The sequence below is a fragment of the Fimbriimonadia bacterium genome (genome assembly GCA_039961735.1).
Classification (GTDB): Bacteria; Armatimonadota; Fimbriimonadia; order Fimbriimonadales; family JABRVX01; genus JABRVX01.
This window is the reverse complement of record JABRVX010000068.1, coordinates 1-15,022: the sequence shown is the minus strand read 5'-3', so window position 1 is coordinate 15,022 and position 15,022 is coordinate 1. Positions and strand designations below refer to the sequence as shown.

The following is a 15,022-nucleotide window of genomic DNA, read 5'->3' as shown; positions in this document are numbered from 1 at the left end:
AACGCGGAAGTCCTCGAGTACTGGCGGAACAAGCCGTGAGCTGCGACTACTCCAACAGCCGATAGGGCTCCTGAAGGTAGTCGCGGACGACGTTCATGAACCGTGCCCTCACCGCGCCGTCCAGCGTGCGGTGGTCGAAGGAGCCTGTTAGGTTCATCCGCCAGCGCGGCGTAAGCTACTCTGGAACCTAGTAACATTACGGGGAGACAGGGGGGCGAGCTGATACAGTGCCGCCAGGAGATGGTGAGATGGATCGCGGACATTTCTCGCTTGCTGTCCTAGTGACCGGTCCTTCTGGCGCTCGCTATCCCGTGCCCAGCGCAACCCTGGAACGTCCATATCTTTGGTGACGGTCAGGTCGGAGGCCTTTATTGGGAGCCGACCCTGGGGTTGGAGATGTGCGAGTTCCAGTTTGTCGCAGAGGGGGTGCCCTGGATACCGCTCGGGTGCGACGTGGAGTACGAGTGGAGGTTCAGTGGCTGCGGGGCGGAGCCTTCGAGCAGCGCTGAACCCAGTCCGCTCGTCCGGTTCACCGAGCCTGGGGTATGTAGCGTCTCGGTAACTGTGCGTGCGCTTGAGGGCCCGAACTGCCAGCCGGGCGAGGGGTCAGCAAGCGGTAGGTACTACGTGATTGGCGGTCCATTCGACGTGGAGCTTGACTTCCATCTTAGGGGATGGAAGCACGACTTCGGGCTGGAGACTCAGCCTTGGTACCTCGCGTACTGGGGCGTAGACCCTGCCCAGCCCTCCTGGCCCGCGCACCTGCAGCCCCCGGTCTGCGCACGGATCACGGCTCGATACCAACAGCCCCAGGGCGATAACTTCAAGACGACCTACGAGTGGACGTATCCGAGCGGGCTGCTATTCATGATGAACAGCGAGCAGAATGAAACTGAAGACGCGCGCACGGCTGAGTTCTACGCCCGTGGTCCCTCGCAACTGGGGGAGATAGTGGTCACCCTCCACTACTCGCTGTGGCTGCTGCAGGATGGTGTGTGGACCTTTGCCGGGACCATTGAGGACGATACGAGCGGTTTGCACGTAGCAGGCTCGAACTATCGCAGGTTCACGTCGCACATGCCTGCCAGCACGCGCTTGGTCGAGGTGAGCTTACTTCGGTGCTCTCCCCCTCCCCCCAGAGGACGGCCCCCGTGGGACGTAGAGCAGGAATACTTGTACCGTGTTTACGACCACCTGAACTACAGGATGCCAGACACCTGGGTGAATGAACGCTTTCCCAACGGCATTCCTGCGGGATTCAAGGTCAACGCAGTGAAGGACTACTGGTGGACGAGGTATCTCGGAGGCGATTGGTCCAGTTCCCCGATCGGGCACTTCCACATAGACGACACTCTGGGCGCCCGATCGTACGAATGGATTCCTTATCCCAGCAACCCGCCTCTGTTCGGGGGCCCAATTCTTCAGGAGTACTGGGCGGGATCGAAGGCTGTGGAACACGACTTCCCCGGCGGATGCCGGGTGGGAGTGCGCGAGATGTGGTTCTGGACGGACAAGATCGAGCACTCGCCTGCCGACTGGCCATAGGTGATAGGAGGTTCGGGATGTTGCGTATCGTTTTGCCGCTTCTAGTCTTCTGCTTGCAGTGCCCTGGGCAGTACTCGCTCCCCCAGTTAGCGGAGGCCGATGCCATCTTGGTAGGCCGAGTGGCTTCCGTACCTGCGGAGGCCGTGCGCGTCCCGCTGCGTGAAGGGAAGGATTCGGTGCCTCACACGGACCTGGCGATGGGAATCTACGAGGTCGAGGTGCTGCAGACGATCAAGGGCGTCGCTGCCGGCCGGCTCAAGGTGATGGCAGCTTGCTCCGACCCGAAGCAGATCGAGCATCGCGGTGCGGCCAGTGAGGCCTACCTGGGGATGTTGCCTCCTGGAGAGAGGATGCTATTGCTCCTGCGGAGTGCACGAGACGGCCTCATCCTTCGCGCTCCGTCGCTGGAGGGGGGAGAGTACTTCGACGCGCCTCCAGGGGTGGAGTACTCCGTGCTGGATTTCTGGCAGTGCCAGCGGCTCTACGTCGTCCCCGATTCCGCACCGGAGCGATTCCCGCTGAAAGGGGACTACGTTGCTCGGGACGTGGCTCGCGTGCTCGCGCGTTCGACCGCAGTGAAGCCCGATGCCCGCGCTCGGATTACCGCGCAGTTCGGGTTCGACCGGCTCGTTCTCTGGCCTCCTGCTGCGCAGTTGACGAGGGTACCTAAGGTGCCGCTGCCGGAGGACAGGGACCCGGACGCGCCCTACCGGGCGCTGCTCGGCCCCGATCCGTATCGGTTCTACGTAGAGGAGATTGCCCCGGTGCTCCCGCCGGTTACCGGCGACACCTCGCCGCTGGAGATGGTGTCCCGTTGGTGCGTGGCCGGCTCGTGGGGCGACCCGCATGCGGCGAAGCGCATCGTGGATGCGGCACTCGAGCTCGACCCTAAGAATGCCGATCCCGCTCTCGCGAGCGCACTGGCCGGCGCAGTGAGCGGGCTGTTCCAGTACCCCAACGGGGAGGAAAACGCTGCTCGAGCCATACGGTCACCTCTCTCGGAGGTTGTTCTTGCGGCACTTCCGTCGCTTCACGGGGTACCCGGTCCCGTCAGACCGAAGTATGCTGACCACGTGAAAGCACTTCTCGATCATCCCGATCCGGAAGTGGTTCGAGGAGCGATGGTAGCGCTAGCAGCCATGTACGACGAGCGCGACAAGCAACCGAATGTCGGTGCGATGGGCGACACGTCCTTTGCCCCGGGATCACGCAACGCCGAGCTGCTGGAGTATTGGCGGAACAAGCAGTAATGACTACCTATTCCAGCAGTCGGTAGGGGCTCTCGAGGTAGTCGCGGACGACGTTCATGAACCGTGCCCCCACCGCGCCGTCCAGCGTGCGGTGGTCGAACGAACCTGTTAGGTTCATCCGCCAGCGAGGGGCGATGGAATCGTCCGGCAGCACGACAGGCACACGGCGGGCCGTGCTCACCGCGACGATCGCGCCGTTGGGTGTGTTGAGAATGGCGGTGAAGTTGTCCACACTCAGCATGCCCATGTTGCTGATGCTGAAGGTGCTACCGGTCAGCTCGTCGGGCTGCACCTTGCCGTCGCGAGTGCGACCGGCCAGGTCCTTCGCCTCGCGCGAGATGGCGCGCAGGCTCTTCGCCTCGCAGCCCTTCAACACCGGAACGAGCAGGCCCTCGTCCGTGGCCACCGCCATCCCGATGTTCACGCTATCACCGATGACCCACTCGCCGTCCACGAAGTTGGAGTTCACCTCGGGCATCTCCCGGAGGGCCAGCGCGCAGGCCTTCATCACGAAGTCGTTGACGGAGATCTTCACCTCCGCGTGGGAGTTGATCTTCTCGCGCAGCGCGAACAGCTCCTCGACATCCACCTCGACCGTAACGTAGAAGTGCGGCGCATCGCGTTTGGCCTGCTGCGTCCGCTCGGCGATGATCTGCCGCAACCGCGACAGCTTGCGCACGCCGCCGGCGGGATTCGCGACTGCGGCGACGGGTCGCTCGGTCGTGAATGCCCTCACGTCTCGCTCCACGATACGTCCGCCCGGGCCCGTGCCAGTCACTCGGCTCAGGTCGATTCCCTCTGCTTCCGCGATCTTCTTGGCGAGCGGGGAGGCCTTCACGCGATCCCCGGTCGCGGGTGACGATACAGGCTCGGTCTTTTCTGGAGCCTTAGCAGGCGCTGCCTCAGCGGGCGCACCGTTCGAGGGGGCCGCAGCAGACCAGTCCGAAGGCAGCGTCTCCCCTTCCTGCAGGATCGCGGCGATGCGAGTGCCCACCGGTACGGTCTCGTCTGGCTTCACCAGCACGCCCGCCAGAACTCCAGTGCCCGGCGAAGTAAGCTCCACAACTGCCTTATCCGTCTGGATGTTGGCTATCACCTCGTCGGTGGCTACCTTCTCTCCCTCTTTCTTCAGCCACTCGACCAGCGTGCCCTCTTCCATGCCGTCGCCCATCTTGGGCATGATGACGTCAATCATCCGCCTTTACACTCCATGCGCGAGAATAACCGCCTCGGCGATCTGCCGCATCGTTTTTCTCGTGTTCATGCTCTGAACCTGAATGCGCCGGTAGGCGTCTGCCTCGCTTAGATTGTGCACCCGCATCAGAATGCCCTTTGCCCGGTCTACTAGCTTGCGCGTCTCGAGACGGTCTTCGAGGTCCGCGACCTCTTCCTTCAGAGCCTGCTCCTGGTCATAGCGCGCTCGGGCGACCTCGATGGCGGGGGGAATCTCCTCTGCGCTGAAGGGCTTTACCAGGTAGGCGAACGCTCCCACGCTTTTCGCCCGCTCCACTAGCTCGCGATCGGCGTAGGCGGTGAGCAGGACGCATGGGGCGATCTCCTCCTCGTAAATGCGCTCCATCGCCTCGATGCCGTCCAAGGCAGGCATCTTGACGTCCAGGATGCAGAGGTCCGGATGATGCGTGCGGGCAAGCTCCACCGCCTGCGCACCATCGCCAGCCTCGGCGATAACGGTGTAGCCCTGCGACTCCAGCGTCTGCCGCAGGTCCATGCGTATGATGGGTTCGTCGTCGGCGATAAGAATGCGCAAGCCGTCCATGGTGGCGGGGATTCTACCCGTGGGTCGGCTATACTTGGGCCGCAATGGAACCTGCGCCTCAGAGCCCGGGAGCGCCCTTCGCCCGCGCAGCGCTGTTGCTCCTGGGTTTTGTCCTGCTCCAGTGGCTCACCCCGATGGCCCGGGTTCCCGTGGCATGGCTGCCGCTTCTCAACGTGTTCTCCACGCTGCTCTTCCTCGGCATCCCGCTCGCCTTCGTGTACCAGGCTGCGAGAGTGAGGTTGTCCGGCAAGGAGACGGTGCTGCTGCTGCTTTGTTTCTTCGTTGTGTTCGTGGGAGCGGGCCTGCTCTTCCGGCAGGTGAAGGGGCCAATCGCTGGGGTGCTGCATGGCGTGGGGCAGGGGGCGCTGCTTGCCACAGCGGGTTCGGCGGGCATGTTGGTGGCGCGCGCCGTAAAGGAACCCAACATGCTGGTGCCCATCGCGCCGGTGCTTGCTATGGTGGACATCGCCACGGTTCTCTCGCCGGTGGGCATAGCCAAGCAGGTGATAGAGAAGGCGCCCGAGGTGTTCGAGAAGGTGGCGGTGAAGGTGCCCAGTGTCGGCAGCGCGATGCCGCTAGCGTTCATGGGTCCTGCCGACGTACTATTCCTTGCGATGTTCTTCGCAGTACTGCACAGAGCGGGCTTCCACGCGAAGACTACGCTGTTGTGGCTGATCCCCACACTAGTCGGTTACATGCTATTCGTGCTACTGCTCGGCGGTGTTAGCGTGGGTGGCTTTCGGCTGAACGGCCTGCCTGCACTAGTGCCAATCGCGGCGGTCATCCTGATCGTCAATCGAGGTTGCTTCACCCTGTCGCCGTCGGAGAAGCGAATGACATGGGCTTTGATAGGTATCACCGCACTGGTCACTGCGGCACTCCTAATTCTGCCGGGTCGCAGCGCGCAGTAGCTCGACGAACTGCTAAGCCGATACCGTCAAGGACGGTGCAGGTGGCAGCCTTTCGTGGGTACCGAACCGGCGCGGAACTGGCGCGGCACCGCCTCCGGACAGTATGCCGTCGCGGGGCGCTTGCTGTCCGCGCAGACGAGTACCGTCACCATCCTATCGCTGGCACCCGCGGCAGCTTTCGGCAGCGTGGCAATCACTCCCGGCGGAGCAGTCAGGAAGTGCGGAGAATCGATCGCGCGCCGGTATGCGGCCAGCACGATCGGGTCGTTCGTGACGCTGTAATCATTGAAAGCCCGATGTGGGACCGCGTCCATGTTGTTCCCATTGAAGTAGTTGATGGCCTTCACGCGCGTGTACTTCGTGGCGAGCGCCCTGTACAGTGTAATGATGCGATTCTGCGCGAACTCCGACACGGGTGTAGCCATCGTCGCCGAACGATGCGTCACCCCATATTCGCATATCATGATAGGTTTGCACGCAGAATACCGATCGTACACGTATCGCAGTAGGTCCAGAGGGCTGATATGCCCCGCTGGTTTGCTGCGGTCGTTGTTGTTATGAGTAACGTTGTACAGATTGACACCCACCCAATCCACTGCGTCGTCACCCGGGTAGTAGGATGGTATGTTGGAGGTGGGTGTGGCATAGGGGCACCACACCATCGCTACGTTCGGCGCCCTCTCTCTCATCACGCGAGCGACCAGACGAAACTTCTCAACGTACAACTTGGGGTTGCCGTGGTAGCGGACCCAGTTCCCGTTCATCTCGGACGCGAAACGCAAGAACACCTTCGCCTCGGACATGCGCAGCGTGTCCGCCAAATTCCGCAAGTACTCGTCGTCTCGGACCTTGTCTAGACCTTGATTCGGCTCGAGCGCGATGTGCACGAATTTCCCCTTGTCCCGGAGGTAGCACACCCAGTCGAGTGGCAGCGGCCCCCCGTAGCCCATGTAGAAGAAGTACATCGCGTGCGGCTTGCCGACCACCTCCTCGAAACCCGTCGGACACTGACGCGTGCGGCCGTTCTGGTCCACGTACGGCCTGTCGAGGGTCAGGTCGAAATCAATGAAGGCCCCGAGATAGCAACCGGATGCCGGTTCGAACTTGGCTAAGACTGCGCCCCCCACCTTGGTCGCCGACGGGTCGTTGGTGCTCCATGTGACACCCGTAAGCACCAAAGACAACGCCACAGCCACCACCAGCATCCCTGCCTTCGACCCTCCGAGCCAAGAGCGCATCGAACCGACATCCTCCTTGAAAGACAGACGGACGCGGCCCCGAGCGTGGCTCGGACCGCTATGTACGATATACCACGCTTCGGCCCCGGCCACTAGGAATCCCCGCTCCTAAGCCGAACTTTCTTCGGACCTCGCGGCAGGAGGAGCAGCCATGACCCAGCAACTCAACGAGCCTACCGTCCAGTCCGTCCGAGATATGGCCTACGCTTTTCAGAAGAGCCGCGTGCTCCTCTCGGCATTCGAGCTGGGACTCTTCTCGGCGCTCGGCGACGAAGACCTGGCCGCCGAGGAAGTGGCCATGCGTGCCGGTGCGGATGCGGGAGCCGTGGCGCGCCTGCTGAATGCCCAGGTCGCATTGGGCCTCGTTCGCAAGTCGGAGGGCCGGTTCTCCAACACACCGTTCGCTTCGGAGCATCTGGTCGAGGGCAAGCCGGGCTACATGGCAGGGCTGATGCACGGCGCGAACCAGTGGCACACCTGGTCCACCCTTACCGAAGTCGTGAGGACGGGCAAGAGCATGGTGCCACACCACGTGGCGGATCGCGGCGTCGAGTGGCTTCGCGCCTTTATCGCGGCCATGCACTGGCGCGGCGTGCCACAAGCGCCCGAGACGCTGGCACCGGTAGACCTGCGGGGCGTGAAGCGCATCCTAGACGTGGGCGGGGGCTCGGGCGCTTACTGCATGGAGATGGTGCGGCGCGAGCCGGGTGCGCAAGCCGTGGTGTTCGACCTGCCGGAGGTGGTCGGCCTCACCCAAGAATACGTCGCGGCGGCGGGCCTGACGGACCGGGTCACCACGCAGCCGGGCGACTACACGCGCGAAGACCTGGGCCGGGACTACGACCTGGTCTTCCTTTGCGCCATCGTACACAGCAATTCGTATCAGGCCAACCGCTCGCTCGTCGCCAAGTGCGCGCGCGCCCTGTCGCCCGGCGGGCGGCTGGTGATCGTGGACTACGTGATGAGCGAAGACCGCACCCAGCCGCCCGAGGGCGCCATGTTCTCCATCAACATGCTGCTGGGTACCGAAGGCGGGGACAACTACACGGAGACGGAAATGCGCGAGTGGCTCCGAGACGCCGGCCTGGAGTTCGTTTCCCGCACCGACCTCCCCTTCGGCACATCCGTCTTGATTGCCCGCAAGCCCTGATCTGGCCTCCCGCCCTTCTCACGGTCCATGGACCAAGGGATTCGCGAGCTGGTGTTCGGAGCACACCGCCGACACTCCGCGTAGTGAACAGGTGCACATGCTCGGCGCTCTCTGCGGACCTCTGCGTTCTCAGCGTGAGTTCTCGACCCCGCACCGCTCTCCACGCCACATGCGGCGGTGGTTCGCCACACCCCGACTAGGCCTGTCACGTAGAGTTCGAGGTATCGCCGATCGCAGATAGGTACCGAGCCACCCACCGCGCCGCCCCTTCATTCAACCCCTCTCCGCTGAGGGAGGGATGTCACTTCTTCACTCGCCGCCGTTTGGGCTCGGGGGCGGGCTCGGGGACGGTGGCCGGACGTGCGCGAAGGCGGGCCCACTCCCGCAGAGCCGCTATGTCCTCCTGCATCATCCGAGACAGCGGTACCAGATGACCGGCCTCCTCGATCATGTCCTGAGTCGTCAGCTCGCGGTCGGCGTTGAACGCGGCGAACAACCCCGATACCACCACCTGCTCGATCTCCGCGCCGCTGAAGCCCTCGGTCGCTTTCACCAGCTTCTCTAGGTTGAACTTGCTCGGGTTGCGACCTCGCTTCGCCAGATGAATCCGGAATATCTCCTCTCGCTCCGCCGGCGTCGGCAGGTCCACGAAGAAGATCTCGTCGAAGCGGCCCTTGCGAAGCAGCTCGGGTGGCAGTTGCGTCACGTCGTTCGCGGTCGCAACGAGGAACACCGGCGCGGTCTTCTCCTGCATCCATGCAAGGAATGTGGCAAACACGCGCGCCGTGGTGCCCGAATCGGAGAACGACGAGCTTTGCACTCCCGCGAACCCCTTCTCCAGCTCGTCGGTCCACAGCACGCAGGGCGCCACGGACTCGGCCACGCGGATTGCCTTGCGCATGTTCTCTTCCGACGAGCCGACGATGCCGCTGAAGATCTTGCCCACGTCCATTCGCAACAGCGGCAGGCCCCAGTGTGCCGCGATGGACTTGGCTATGAGGCTCTTTCCGCACCCCTGTACTCCCAGGATCAGCATGCCCTTCGGGGCGGGCAGCCCGAACGCCTTCGCCTTCTCCGAGAAGGCCACTGTCCGACGCGACAGCCACGCCTTCACCGCGTTCAGACCTCCCACGTCCTTCATCTCCACTTGCGACGGGTAGTACTCGAGGATGCCCGACTTGCGGATGAGCTGCTTCTTCTGCGTGAGCACGGCCTCCACGTCCGGCCGCTTTTTTTCGACGAGGGAGCGTGCAAGCACGTCTTCAATCTCGGAGATAGTGAGGCCCTGGCAAGCAGCGATCAGCTTCTCCCGGTCGCCCGGCGAGATGTCGGTCTGAACTCCCGGTCTGCCTGCGGCATCCTTCAGCCGGTCGTCCACCAGTCGCGCGATCTCGGCGGCGTCCGGGAGGGGGAACTCCACGACCGTGATGTCCTTTTCCAGCTCTGCGGGCAGCTTCAGAATGGGGCTGAGGATCACCACCGTCTGTGACTTCTGCCTCAGCTTCGGCCCGAGGTCACGCAGGAGGCGGATTACCCGTTGATCGCTCATGTACGGGTGAAAATCGCGCAACACGAACACGGCTTTCTCCGGCCCGTGGTGAACGCCCGCCAGCGCCTCGATCTCCAACGGTAGGCCCGACTTTTGCTCGGCTGCGGCTCCCGTCAGCGGCGGCTCCATGCCTTTGGTGAGCGACCAGACGTGCACGTTGCGGCCTAGCGTGTGCGCCACCACGCGCAGCGCCTCCAGCACGCGCCGCTCCTCCCACGACTGGACGTAGAGAACCGAGTACTTCGCTCGGATCAGGACTTCGAGTTCGGCGATCGGGCTATCCGGCAAGGGCCACCTCCGCGCCCTCGGTTCGCCCCAGGGGGGCCGGCTTCCTGTCGGGTACCATCCGGGCATGGACGCGGAGCGGATGACGGTCCCGAAGTTCCGGTCGCTGAAAGGCAAGCGGAAGCCGGTGTGCCTGACCGCGTACGACGAACCCACCGGTCGGCTGGCCGACGAGGCCGGGGTGGACCTGATCCTCGTGGGCGACTCTCTCGGCAATGTGGTGCTCGGTTACGAGAACACGCTTCCGGTCACGATGGAGGAGATGGAGCACCACGTCCGCGCCACTCGCCGTGGGGTAACTCGGGCGCTACTGGTAGCGGATATGCCCTTCGGAAGCTTCCAGGCCTCGGTGGATCACACAGTGGAGTGTGCGTGCCGACTGGTGAAGGCGGGTGCCGAGGCGGTGAAGCTGGAGGGCGGGTCCAGCGTGGAGAAGTCCATCCGTCGGCTAACCGAGGTCGGCGTGCCAGTGATGGGGCACGTGGGTATGACGCCACAATCGGTCCACTCGTTCGGAGGCTTTCGCGTGCAGGGGCGCGGCGAGCAAGCAGAGATGCTGATGCGAGAGGCGATGCGAGTGCAGGAAGCGGGGGCGTTCTCCGTGGTGTTGGAGATGGTGCCGGCGGACGTCGCAGAGCGGATTACCGCCAAGCTCTCGATTCCCACCATCGGCATAGGCGCAGGACCGGGCTGTGACGGGCAGATCCAAGTGTTTCACGACATTCTGAATCTGGGAAGATTTCACCCGAAACATGCACGCGTGTTCGCCGACGCCGCACAGACGATCACCGAGGGCATTCGCACTTACGCCGAACAGGTGCGCGAGGGAACGTTCCCATCCTCGGAGGAGTCATTCCAATAGGCCCGCTGTCCCGAAGGAGACACCCATGCCCGCAGAAGACGTACATGCCGTGAAGATGGTCCGCCGAGAGCTAAACCGGCGCAAGATCGACTCGTCGCTGGTGGATGTTCGCGTGTCCCACGGAGTGGTGTATCTGCGAGGGCAGGTGAAGCCCATCCGTGGCGGGGCCGAGGACCTGCACGCAGAGATCGATCACGTAGTCCGCGCCCTTCGCACCCGCCCCGAGTTCCGCGACGTGATCATCGATCTGATCTTCAGGACGTAGCACGGGAAAGGCCACAGCCTTGGCAGTTGCATGCCGTGCCGAGGCGAACGGCAGAGGAGCAGTAGCCCGTCTTGCTTCGACGGGCTCAGCATGACGAATAGGCACGTCCGTTGCCTACACCGACCCGATACGAGAGTGCTGGGAGATGTGCCGTATTAGCTTGCGACCATCGTGGTAGGCAAGCGGCACGCGCGCTTCGAACAGACTCCGTGTTCGCTCCAAGACCGCCCCGCCGACCAGTGACTGGTGTCGTATCTGCACCGTATCGAGTTCAGAAATGTCTCCCCACCGCCCGTGGCCGCGCTGCCTCGAAGTACGTAGGGTCGCGGGTCGGCTGCTCGCTACCTCAGCGGACCTGCTCTACACTCGGCCGCGCACTGGAGGGAGCTTGAACGCGCCCTCAGGAATGTTCGGGTCCTTGGTGACTTTCACATCCCAGATGAGCACCCAACTCGCACTTTCCACGGGCCCCATGTCCTGTGGAGTCTTGCTCTTCAACGACATCCTGCGCATGAACCCATCGGCTCCGATGAACACCTCCACCTGAAAGCCGATCTCTCCGACTGCCGCGGGTGCATCCGCCACGATGCGCTCCGCCTGGCTGCCGTCCTCCATCTCCACCTTGCCCAAGCTGTGCACGTTCACCAAGTTGCGCACGAAGTCCAGCGTCTCTTTCTTCGGCCGGAACACGACACCGAGAGGCCAGCCGTTGTCGTACATGACGGAACTGATGGCACGGAGCGAACCTTCCCACTGGGAATGCGGTGCCGGGTCCAGGATCATCCTACCGGGGTTCTTGGGTTCGGGCAGCGCGAGGCCCTTGCCGTCACACACGAATCGCCGCGTCCCGTTCTCCACTGCCGAGCGCATCGTCTGCTCGATGGAGTAAAGGTTCGGACGCTTGGCGAGCACCTTCGTGGTCACAACGGAGTCCATCCCCTCCAGCGAGGCCCTCATCGTGACATCCATTTGGAAAGACTGTAGCTTGGCGAACGCATCGGGCAGTGCGCTCAGCTTGGCCACTGCCGCAGGACCGTTTGTTTGGACAAGCAGCGACAGACCGAGAACCAGGGGAGCCATCATTCGGCTTTCTCCTGTGCGCGGGGATTCCAGACAGTTTCCCTCTCGCCAGCCAGTGCCAGCACGGCCCGCGACATGGCGAAGAGCAGGTCGGACAGGCGGTTGAGATACCTCAGCACTTCGGCCCGAACGCCTTCCTTGCGATGAAGCGTCACGACCGTTCGTTCTGCTCGGCGGCACACGCTTCTGGCAAGGTGCAGTTCAGCGGCTCCAGCTCTGCCCGCAGGCAGTACGAAGTTCCTCAATTCGGGCGCAGCGGCCTGGTAGCTATCGATCTCGCCTTCCATCCGCCTCACGTGCACCTCTCCGAGCATCGCGTTTCTTCCGACCGATGCCAGCTCGGCACCTATCTCGAACAGCTCGTTCTGTATACGTTCGAGCACCTTGCCAAATTCCGGGGCCACGGCGTTTCGCGCGAGCCCGATGCAACAGTTGAGCTCGTCCACCTCGCCATACGCGGCGACCCGCACGTCGTCCTTGTCCACCGTGCCGCCGCCGAAGAGCCGCGTAAGCCCCTGGTCCCCGATGCCCGTATACAGCTTCATCTCGGGTCGGAGTCTACCTCGGGCGGCTCACTCCTCCCAGCGATAGTTGGACAGCTCCTTCTCGTCCCACCCTTGCTCGCCTACCAAAGGCAGGAACTGGCAGCCCCCGTACTCGCGACGGAGCACTCGTCCGTCCGGCGTCTTCTCCACCAGAACCAGCTCCTGCACCGCACGGCTGCCGACCGGGCCGACGATCCTGCCGCCCGGTGCGAGCTGGTCCTCGTAGGCCTTGGGCATCTTCGGCGGACTGGCAGTGAAGAGGATACGGTCGAATGGAGCCTCCTCCGGCAGCCCGATGGAGCCGTCGGCGCACAGCACCCGGGCGTCGTACCCGTGGCGTCTCAGGTTGTTCTGCGCGATGGCCGCGAGGCGAGGCACTCGCTCCACAGTGATCAGGTTCGCTCCGAGCTCGCATAGGATTGCCGCCTGATACCCGGAGCCGGCGCCGATCTCGAGCGTCTTCTCGCCCCCTTCGATGCGGAGCAACTCGGCCATCATCGCTACCATCAGCGGCTGCGAGATGGTGGCGCCGAACCAGATCGGCAACGCGCAGTCGTCGTAGGCGAACGCGCGGTGTCGGCGGGGAACGAAGTGGTGGCGCGGAACTTTGCGCATGGCGGCCAGCACCCTCGGGTCGGTGATGCCGCGAGCTTCGAGCTGCTCTCGCACCATTCGCTCGCGTAGCTCTTCGTAGGTTTCCCTCATTCGCTCCCCGGCACGGGACGGTACAATCGGCTTCGTGACAAGAGAAGAAGCTAAGCAAATCCTCGATCGTGCCCTCTCGTTCGTGTCCGCCGACGAGGCCACCGCACTCCTATCGGAATCGTCGGAAGCCGCGACCCGCTTCGCCAACAGCGAGATTACTCAAAACGTCGCCCGTTCTGACATGAAGTGCGAGATTCGCGTGGCGTTCGGCAATCGCGTCGGCAGCGCGAGCATCAATTCCTTCGACGACGAATCGCTCCAATCCGCCGTGCAGAGAGCGGAGGCGATGGCGAAAGTCGCAGCCCCCGACACGGAGTTCGTGCCGTGCCCCGGCCCAGCCGAAGCCCCCGAGGTGCGGGCCTTCGACCCCAGCGTGGCCAGCGTGGACCCGATGCAGCGGGCGGACGCCGTGAAGACCGCGGTGGCAGAGGGCGACCGAGCGGGCGTCAAGCTCGCCGGCTCGTTCACCGCGCGCACCACCACCGAAGCGCTCGCCAACACGAAGGGCGCCTTCTTCTTCCACCCGGAGACCTTCGCCCGATTCGTGTGCACGGCGATGACCGACAGCAGCTCCGGGTGGGCCGAGGGGGTGAGCCATCGCCTCGGGGACATAGACCCCGCAGCGCTCGCCGCAAGGGCAGCCAACAAGGCCAATGCGGGCCGCGACCCGGTAGAAGTGGAGCCCGGCGACTGGACAGTGGTGCTGGAGCCGCCCGCGGTGGCAGACATGCTGGTGTTCATCGCTTACTCCATGGATGCCAAGGCCGCCATCGAGGGGCGGAGCGTGTTTGCAGGCAAGGAAGGGACCGACGTGGCCGGCCCGCACGCGCTACTATGCTCCGATCCCGCCCATCCGACCTGCCCGGCGACCCCCTTCCACACCGACGGTATGCCCGCGCACCGTGTGGAGTGGGTGCAACAGGGCCGGCTGAACACGCTCTCCTACGACCGTTACTGGGCCGAGAAACAAGGCAAGCCCTATACCGGCGCCCCCAGCAACTTCGTGATGGCGGGGGGGCAGGCGACAGAGGAGGAGATGATCTCGAGGGTAAAGCGTGGCCTGCTGGTAACACGCTTTTGGTACATCCGGCACGTGGACCCGATGCAGCTCATACTGACCGGCATGACCCGAGACGGGCTGTTCCTGATCGAGAACGGCGAGGTGACGCGGGGCGTGAAGAACCTGCGCTTCAATGAGAGCCCGCTCATCATGTTGAAGAACGTGGAGGCGCTCGGAAAGCCGAAGCGGTGTGGGTCGTGGGCACCCATCGAGGCCCCCGGCATCTTGGCACACGCCTACACGTTCACCAGCGGCACGTCGTTCTAGGTGCGAGAGTGTTCGAGTGCTGTCATGACATCTTTCTCTTCGTGCATCTCTTGGCTCGGGACTGCCATAGTGGGCCTAAACCGTCCGACACGATGTCGAGACCGCCATGCTTTGCTCGTTGATGCCGCCATGTTGAGCCTGCTTTCCGTCATGCTGAGCCTGTCGAAGCCGCAAGGCTGGACCTGCCGAGACCGTCATGCCGAGCCTACTTACCGTCATGCAGGCCCTACTTTCCGTCATGCTGAGCCCGTCGAAGCATGCAATCGTGTGCCGCCCGGTGTCGTGATGCCGAGTTTTGTCGAAGCTAACGTCATGCTGAGCTTGTCGAAGCTAACGTCATGCTGAGCTTGTCGAAGCATGCAACCGTGTGCCGCCCGGTGTCGTGATGCCGAGTTTGTCGAAGCTAACGTCATGCTGAGCCTGTCGAAGCTAACGTCATGCTGAGCCTGTCGAAGCATGCGTCCGTAAGCCGCGAGCGCAGCATGTGGAAGCGCGAACATGCGGTGGGTGATGTCATGCTTCGACAGGCTCAG

At 63.5% G+C, this 15,022-nt stretch carries 16 protein-coding genes; 7 read left to right on the top strand and 9 right to left on the bottom strand.

Annotation, left to right across the window (positions count from 1 at the left end; translation table 11 throughout):
• Window positions 1-46: 46 nt before the first annotated feature.
• Window positions 47-157: a 2-oxo acid dehydrogenase subunit E2 gene (locus tag HRF45_13550; protein ID MEP0767546.1), complete on the bottom strand. Its 111-nt coding sequence runs from the start codon at window positions 155-157 to the stop codon at window positions 47-49.
• Between the two features lie 233 nt (window positions 158-390).
• On the opposite strand from HRF45_13550, the gene HRF45_13545 reads away from it, so the two are divergent.
• Complete coding sequence (locus HRF45_13545; GenBank protein MEP0767545.1) at window positions 391-1,545, top strand: hypothetical protein; 1,155 nt, start codon at window positions 391-393, stop codon at window positions 1,543-1,545.
• A gap of 17 nt (window positions 1,546-1,562) precedes the next feature.
• Entirely contained in the window at window positions 1,563-2,795 is a 1,233-nt protein-coding gene (locus tag HRF45_13540; GenBank protein MEP0767544.1) for a hypothetical protein, read from the top strand.
• Window positions 2,796-2,802: 7 nt separating this feature from the next.
• Here the strand turns inward: HRF45_13540 and HRF45_13535 are convergent, their stop codons facing one another.
• Both HRF45_13535 and HRF45_13530 read right to left on the bottom strand, forming a co-directional pair.
• On the bottom strand, window positions 2,803-3,990 hold the full coding sequence (locus HRF45_13535; protein MEP0767543.1) for a 2-oxo acid dehydrogenase subunit E2: 1,188 nt from the start codon (window positions 3,988-3,990) through the stop codon (window positions 2,803-2,805).
• A 6-nt stretch (window positions 3,991-3,996) separates the two neighbouring features.
• Window positions 3,997-4,572, bottom strand: coding sequence for a response regulator (locus HRF45_13530; protein MEP0767542.1), 576 nt, complete (start codon window positions 4,570-4,572; stop codon window positions 3,997-3,999).
• Between the two features lie 44 nt (window positions 4,573-4,616).
• Between HRF45_13530 and HRF45_13525 the strand changes: the two genes are divergently transcribed.
• Entirely contained in the window at window positions 4,617-5,483 is an 867-nt protein-coding gene (locus HRF45_13525) for a hypothetical protein (GenBank protein MEP0767541.1), read from the top strand.
• Window positions 5,484-5,509: 26 nt separating this feature from the next.
• Here the strand turns inward: HRF45_13525 and HRF45_13520 are convergent, their stop codons facing one another.
• Window positions 5,510-6,721 carry a hypothetical protein gene (locus HRF45_13520; GenBank protein ID MEP0767540.1) on the bottom strand — a complete coding sequence of 404 codons (1,212 nt, stop codon included), beginning with the start codon at window positions 6,719-6,721 and terminating at the stop codon, window positions 5,510-5,512.
• 151 nt (window positions 6,722-6,872) lie between these two features.
• Here HRF45_13520 and HRF45_13515 point away from each other — a divergent pair, with 151 nt between their 5' ends.
• Window positions 6,873-7,871, top strand: coding sequence for a methyltransferase domain-containing protein (locus HRF45_13515; protein ID MEP0767539.1), 999 nt, complete (start codon window positions 6,873-6,875; stop codon window positions 7,869-7,871).
• A gap of 301 nt (window positions 7,872-8,172) precedes the next feature.
• Here the strand turns inward: HRF45_13515 and HRF45_13510 are convergent, their stop codons facing one another.
• Entirely contained in the window at window positions 8,173-9,774 is a 1,602-nt protein-coding gene (locus HRF45_13510) for an AAA family ATPase (GenBank protein MEP0767538.1), read from the bottom strand.
• Between HRF45_13510 and panB the strand changes: the two genes are divergently transcribed.
• Window positions 9,773-10,567 (top strand): 3-methyl-2-oxobutanoate hydroxymethyltransferase, encoded by a 795-nt coding sequence (panB, locus tag HRF45_13505; protein ID MEP0767537.1) that lies wholly within the window; start codon window positions 9,773-9,775, stop codon window positions 10,565-10,567. The genes HRF45_13510 and panB overlap by 2 nt on opposite strands.
• A 25-nt stretch (window positions 10,568-10,592) precedes the next feature.
• Window positions 10,593-10,832 carry a hypothetical protein gene (locus HRF45_13500; protein ID MEP0767536.1) on the top strand — a complete coding sequence of 80 codons (240 nt, stop codon included), beginning with the start codon at window positions 10,593-10,595 and terminating at the stop codon, window positions 10,830-10,832.
• Between the two features lie 360 nt (window positions 10,833-11,192).
• Here HRF45_13500 and HRF45_13495 read toward each other — a convergent pair whose 3' ends face one another.
• The 3 genes from HRF45_13495 to HRF45_13485 are packed head-to-tail and all read right to left on the bottom strand — an operon-like array spanning window position 11,193 to window position 13,162.
• The gene (locus tag HRF45_13495) at window positions 11,193-11,915 is read right to left on the bottom strand and encodes a hypothetical protein (GenBank protein ID MEP0767535.1); all 723 of its coding nucleotides are present in this window, start codon (window positions 11,913-11,915) and stop codon (window positions 11,193-11,195) included.
• Window positions 11,912-12,457, bottom strand: a complete 546-nt coding sequence (locus HRF45_13490) for a cob(I)yrinic acid a,c-diamide adenosyltransferase (GenBank protein MEP0767534.1) — start codon at window positions 12,455-12,457, stop codon at window positions 11,912-11,914. The genes HRF45_13495 and HRF45_13490 overlap by 4 nt, the downstream gene beginning before the upstream one ends.
• A gap of 27 nt (window positions 12,458-12,484) precedes the next feature.
• Window positions 12,485-13,162, bottom strand: a complete 678-nt coding sequence (locus HRF45_13485; GenBank protein ID MEP0767533.1) for a protein-L-isoaspartate(D-aspartate) O-methyltransferase — start codon at window positions 13,160-13,162, stop codon at window positions 12,485-12,487.
• A gap of 34 nt (window positions 13,163-13,196) precedes the next feature.
• On the opposite strand from HRF45_13485, the gene HRF45_13480 reads away from it, so the two are divergent.
• Complete coding sequence (locus tag HRF45_13480) at window positions 13,197-14,489, top strand: TldD/PmbA family protein (protein ID MEP0767532.1); 1,293 nt, start codon at window positions 13,197-13,199, stop codon at window positions 14,487-14,489.
• 75 nt (window positions 14,490-14,564) lie between these two features.
• Here HRF45_13480 and HRF45_13475 read toward each other — a convergent pair whose 3' ends face one another.
• On the bottom strand, window positions 14,565-14,708 hold the full coding sequence (locus HRF45_13475; GenBank protein MEP0767531.1) for a hypothetical protein: 144 nt from the start codon (window positions 14,706-14,708) through the stop codon (window positions 14,565-14,567).
• Between the last annotated feature and the right edge of the window lie 314 nt (window positions 14,709-15,022).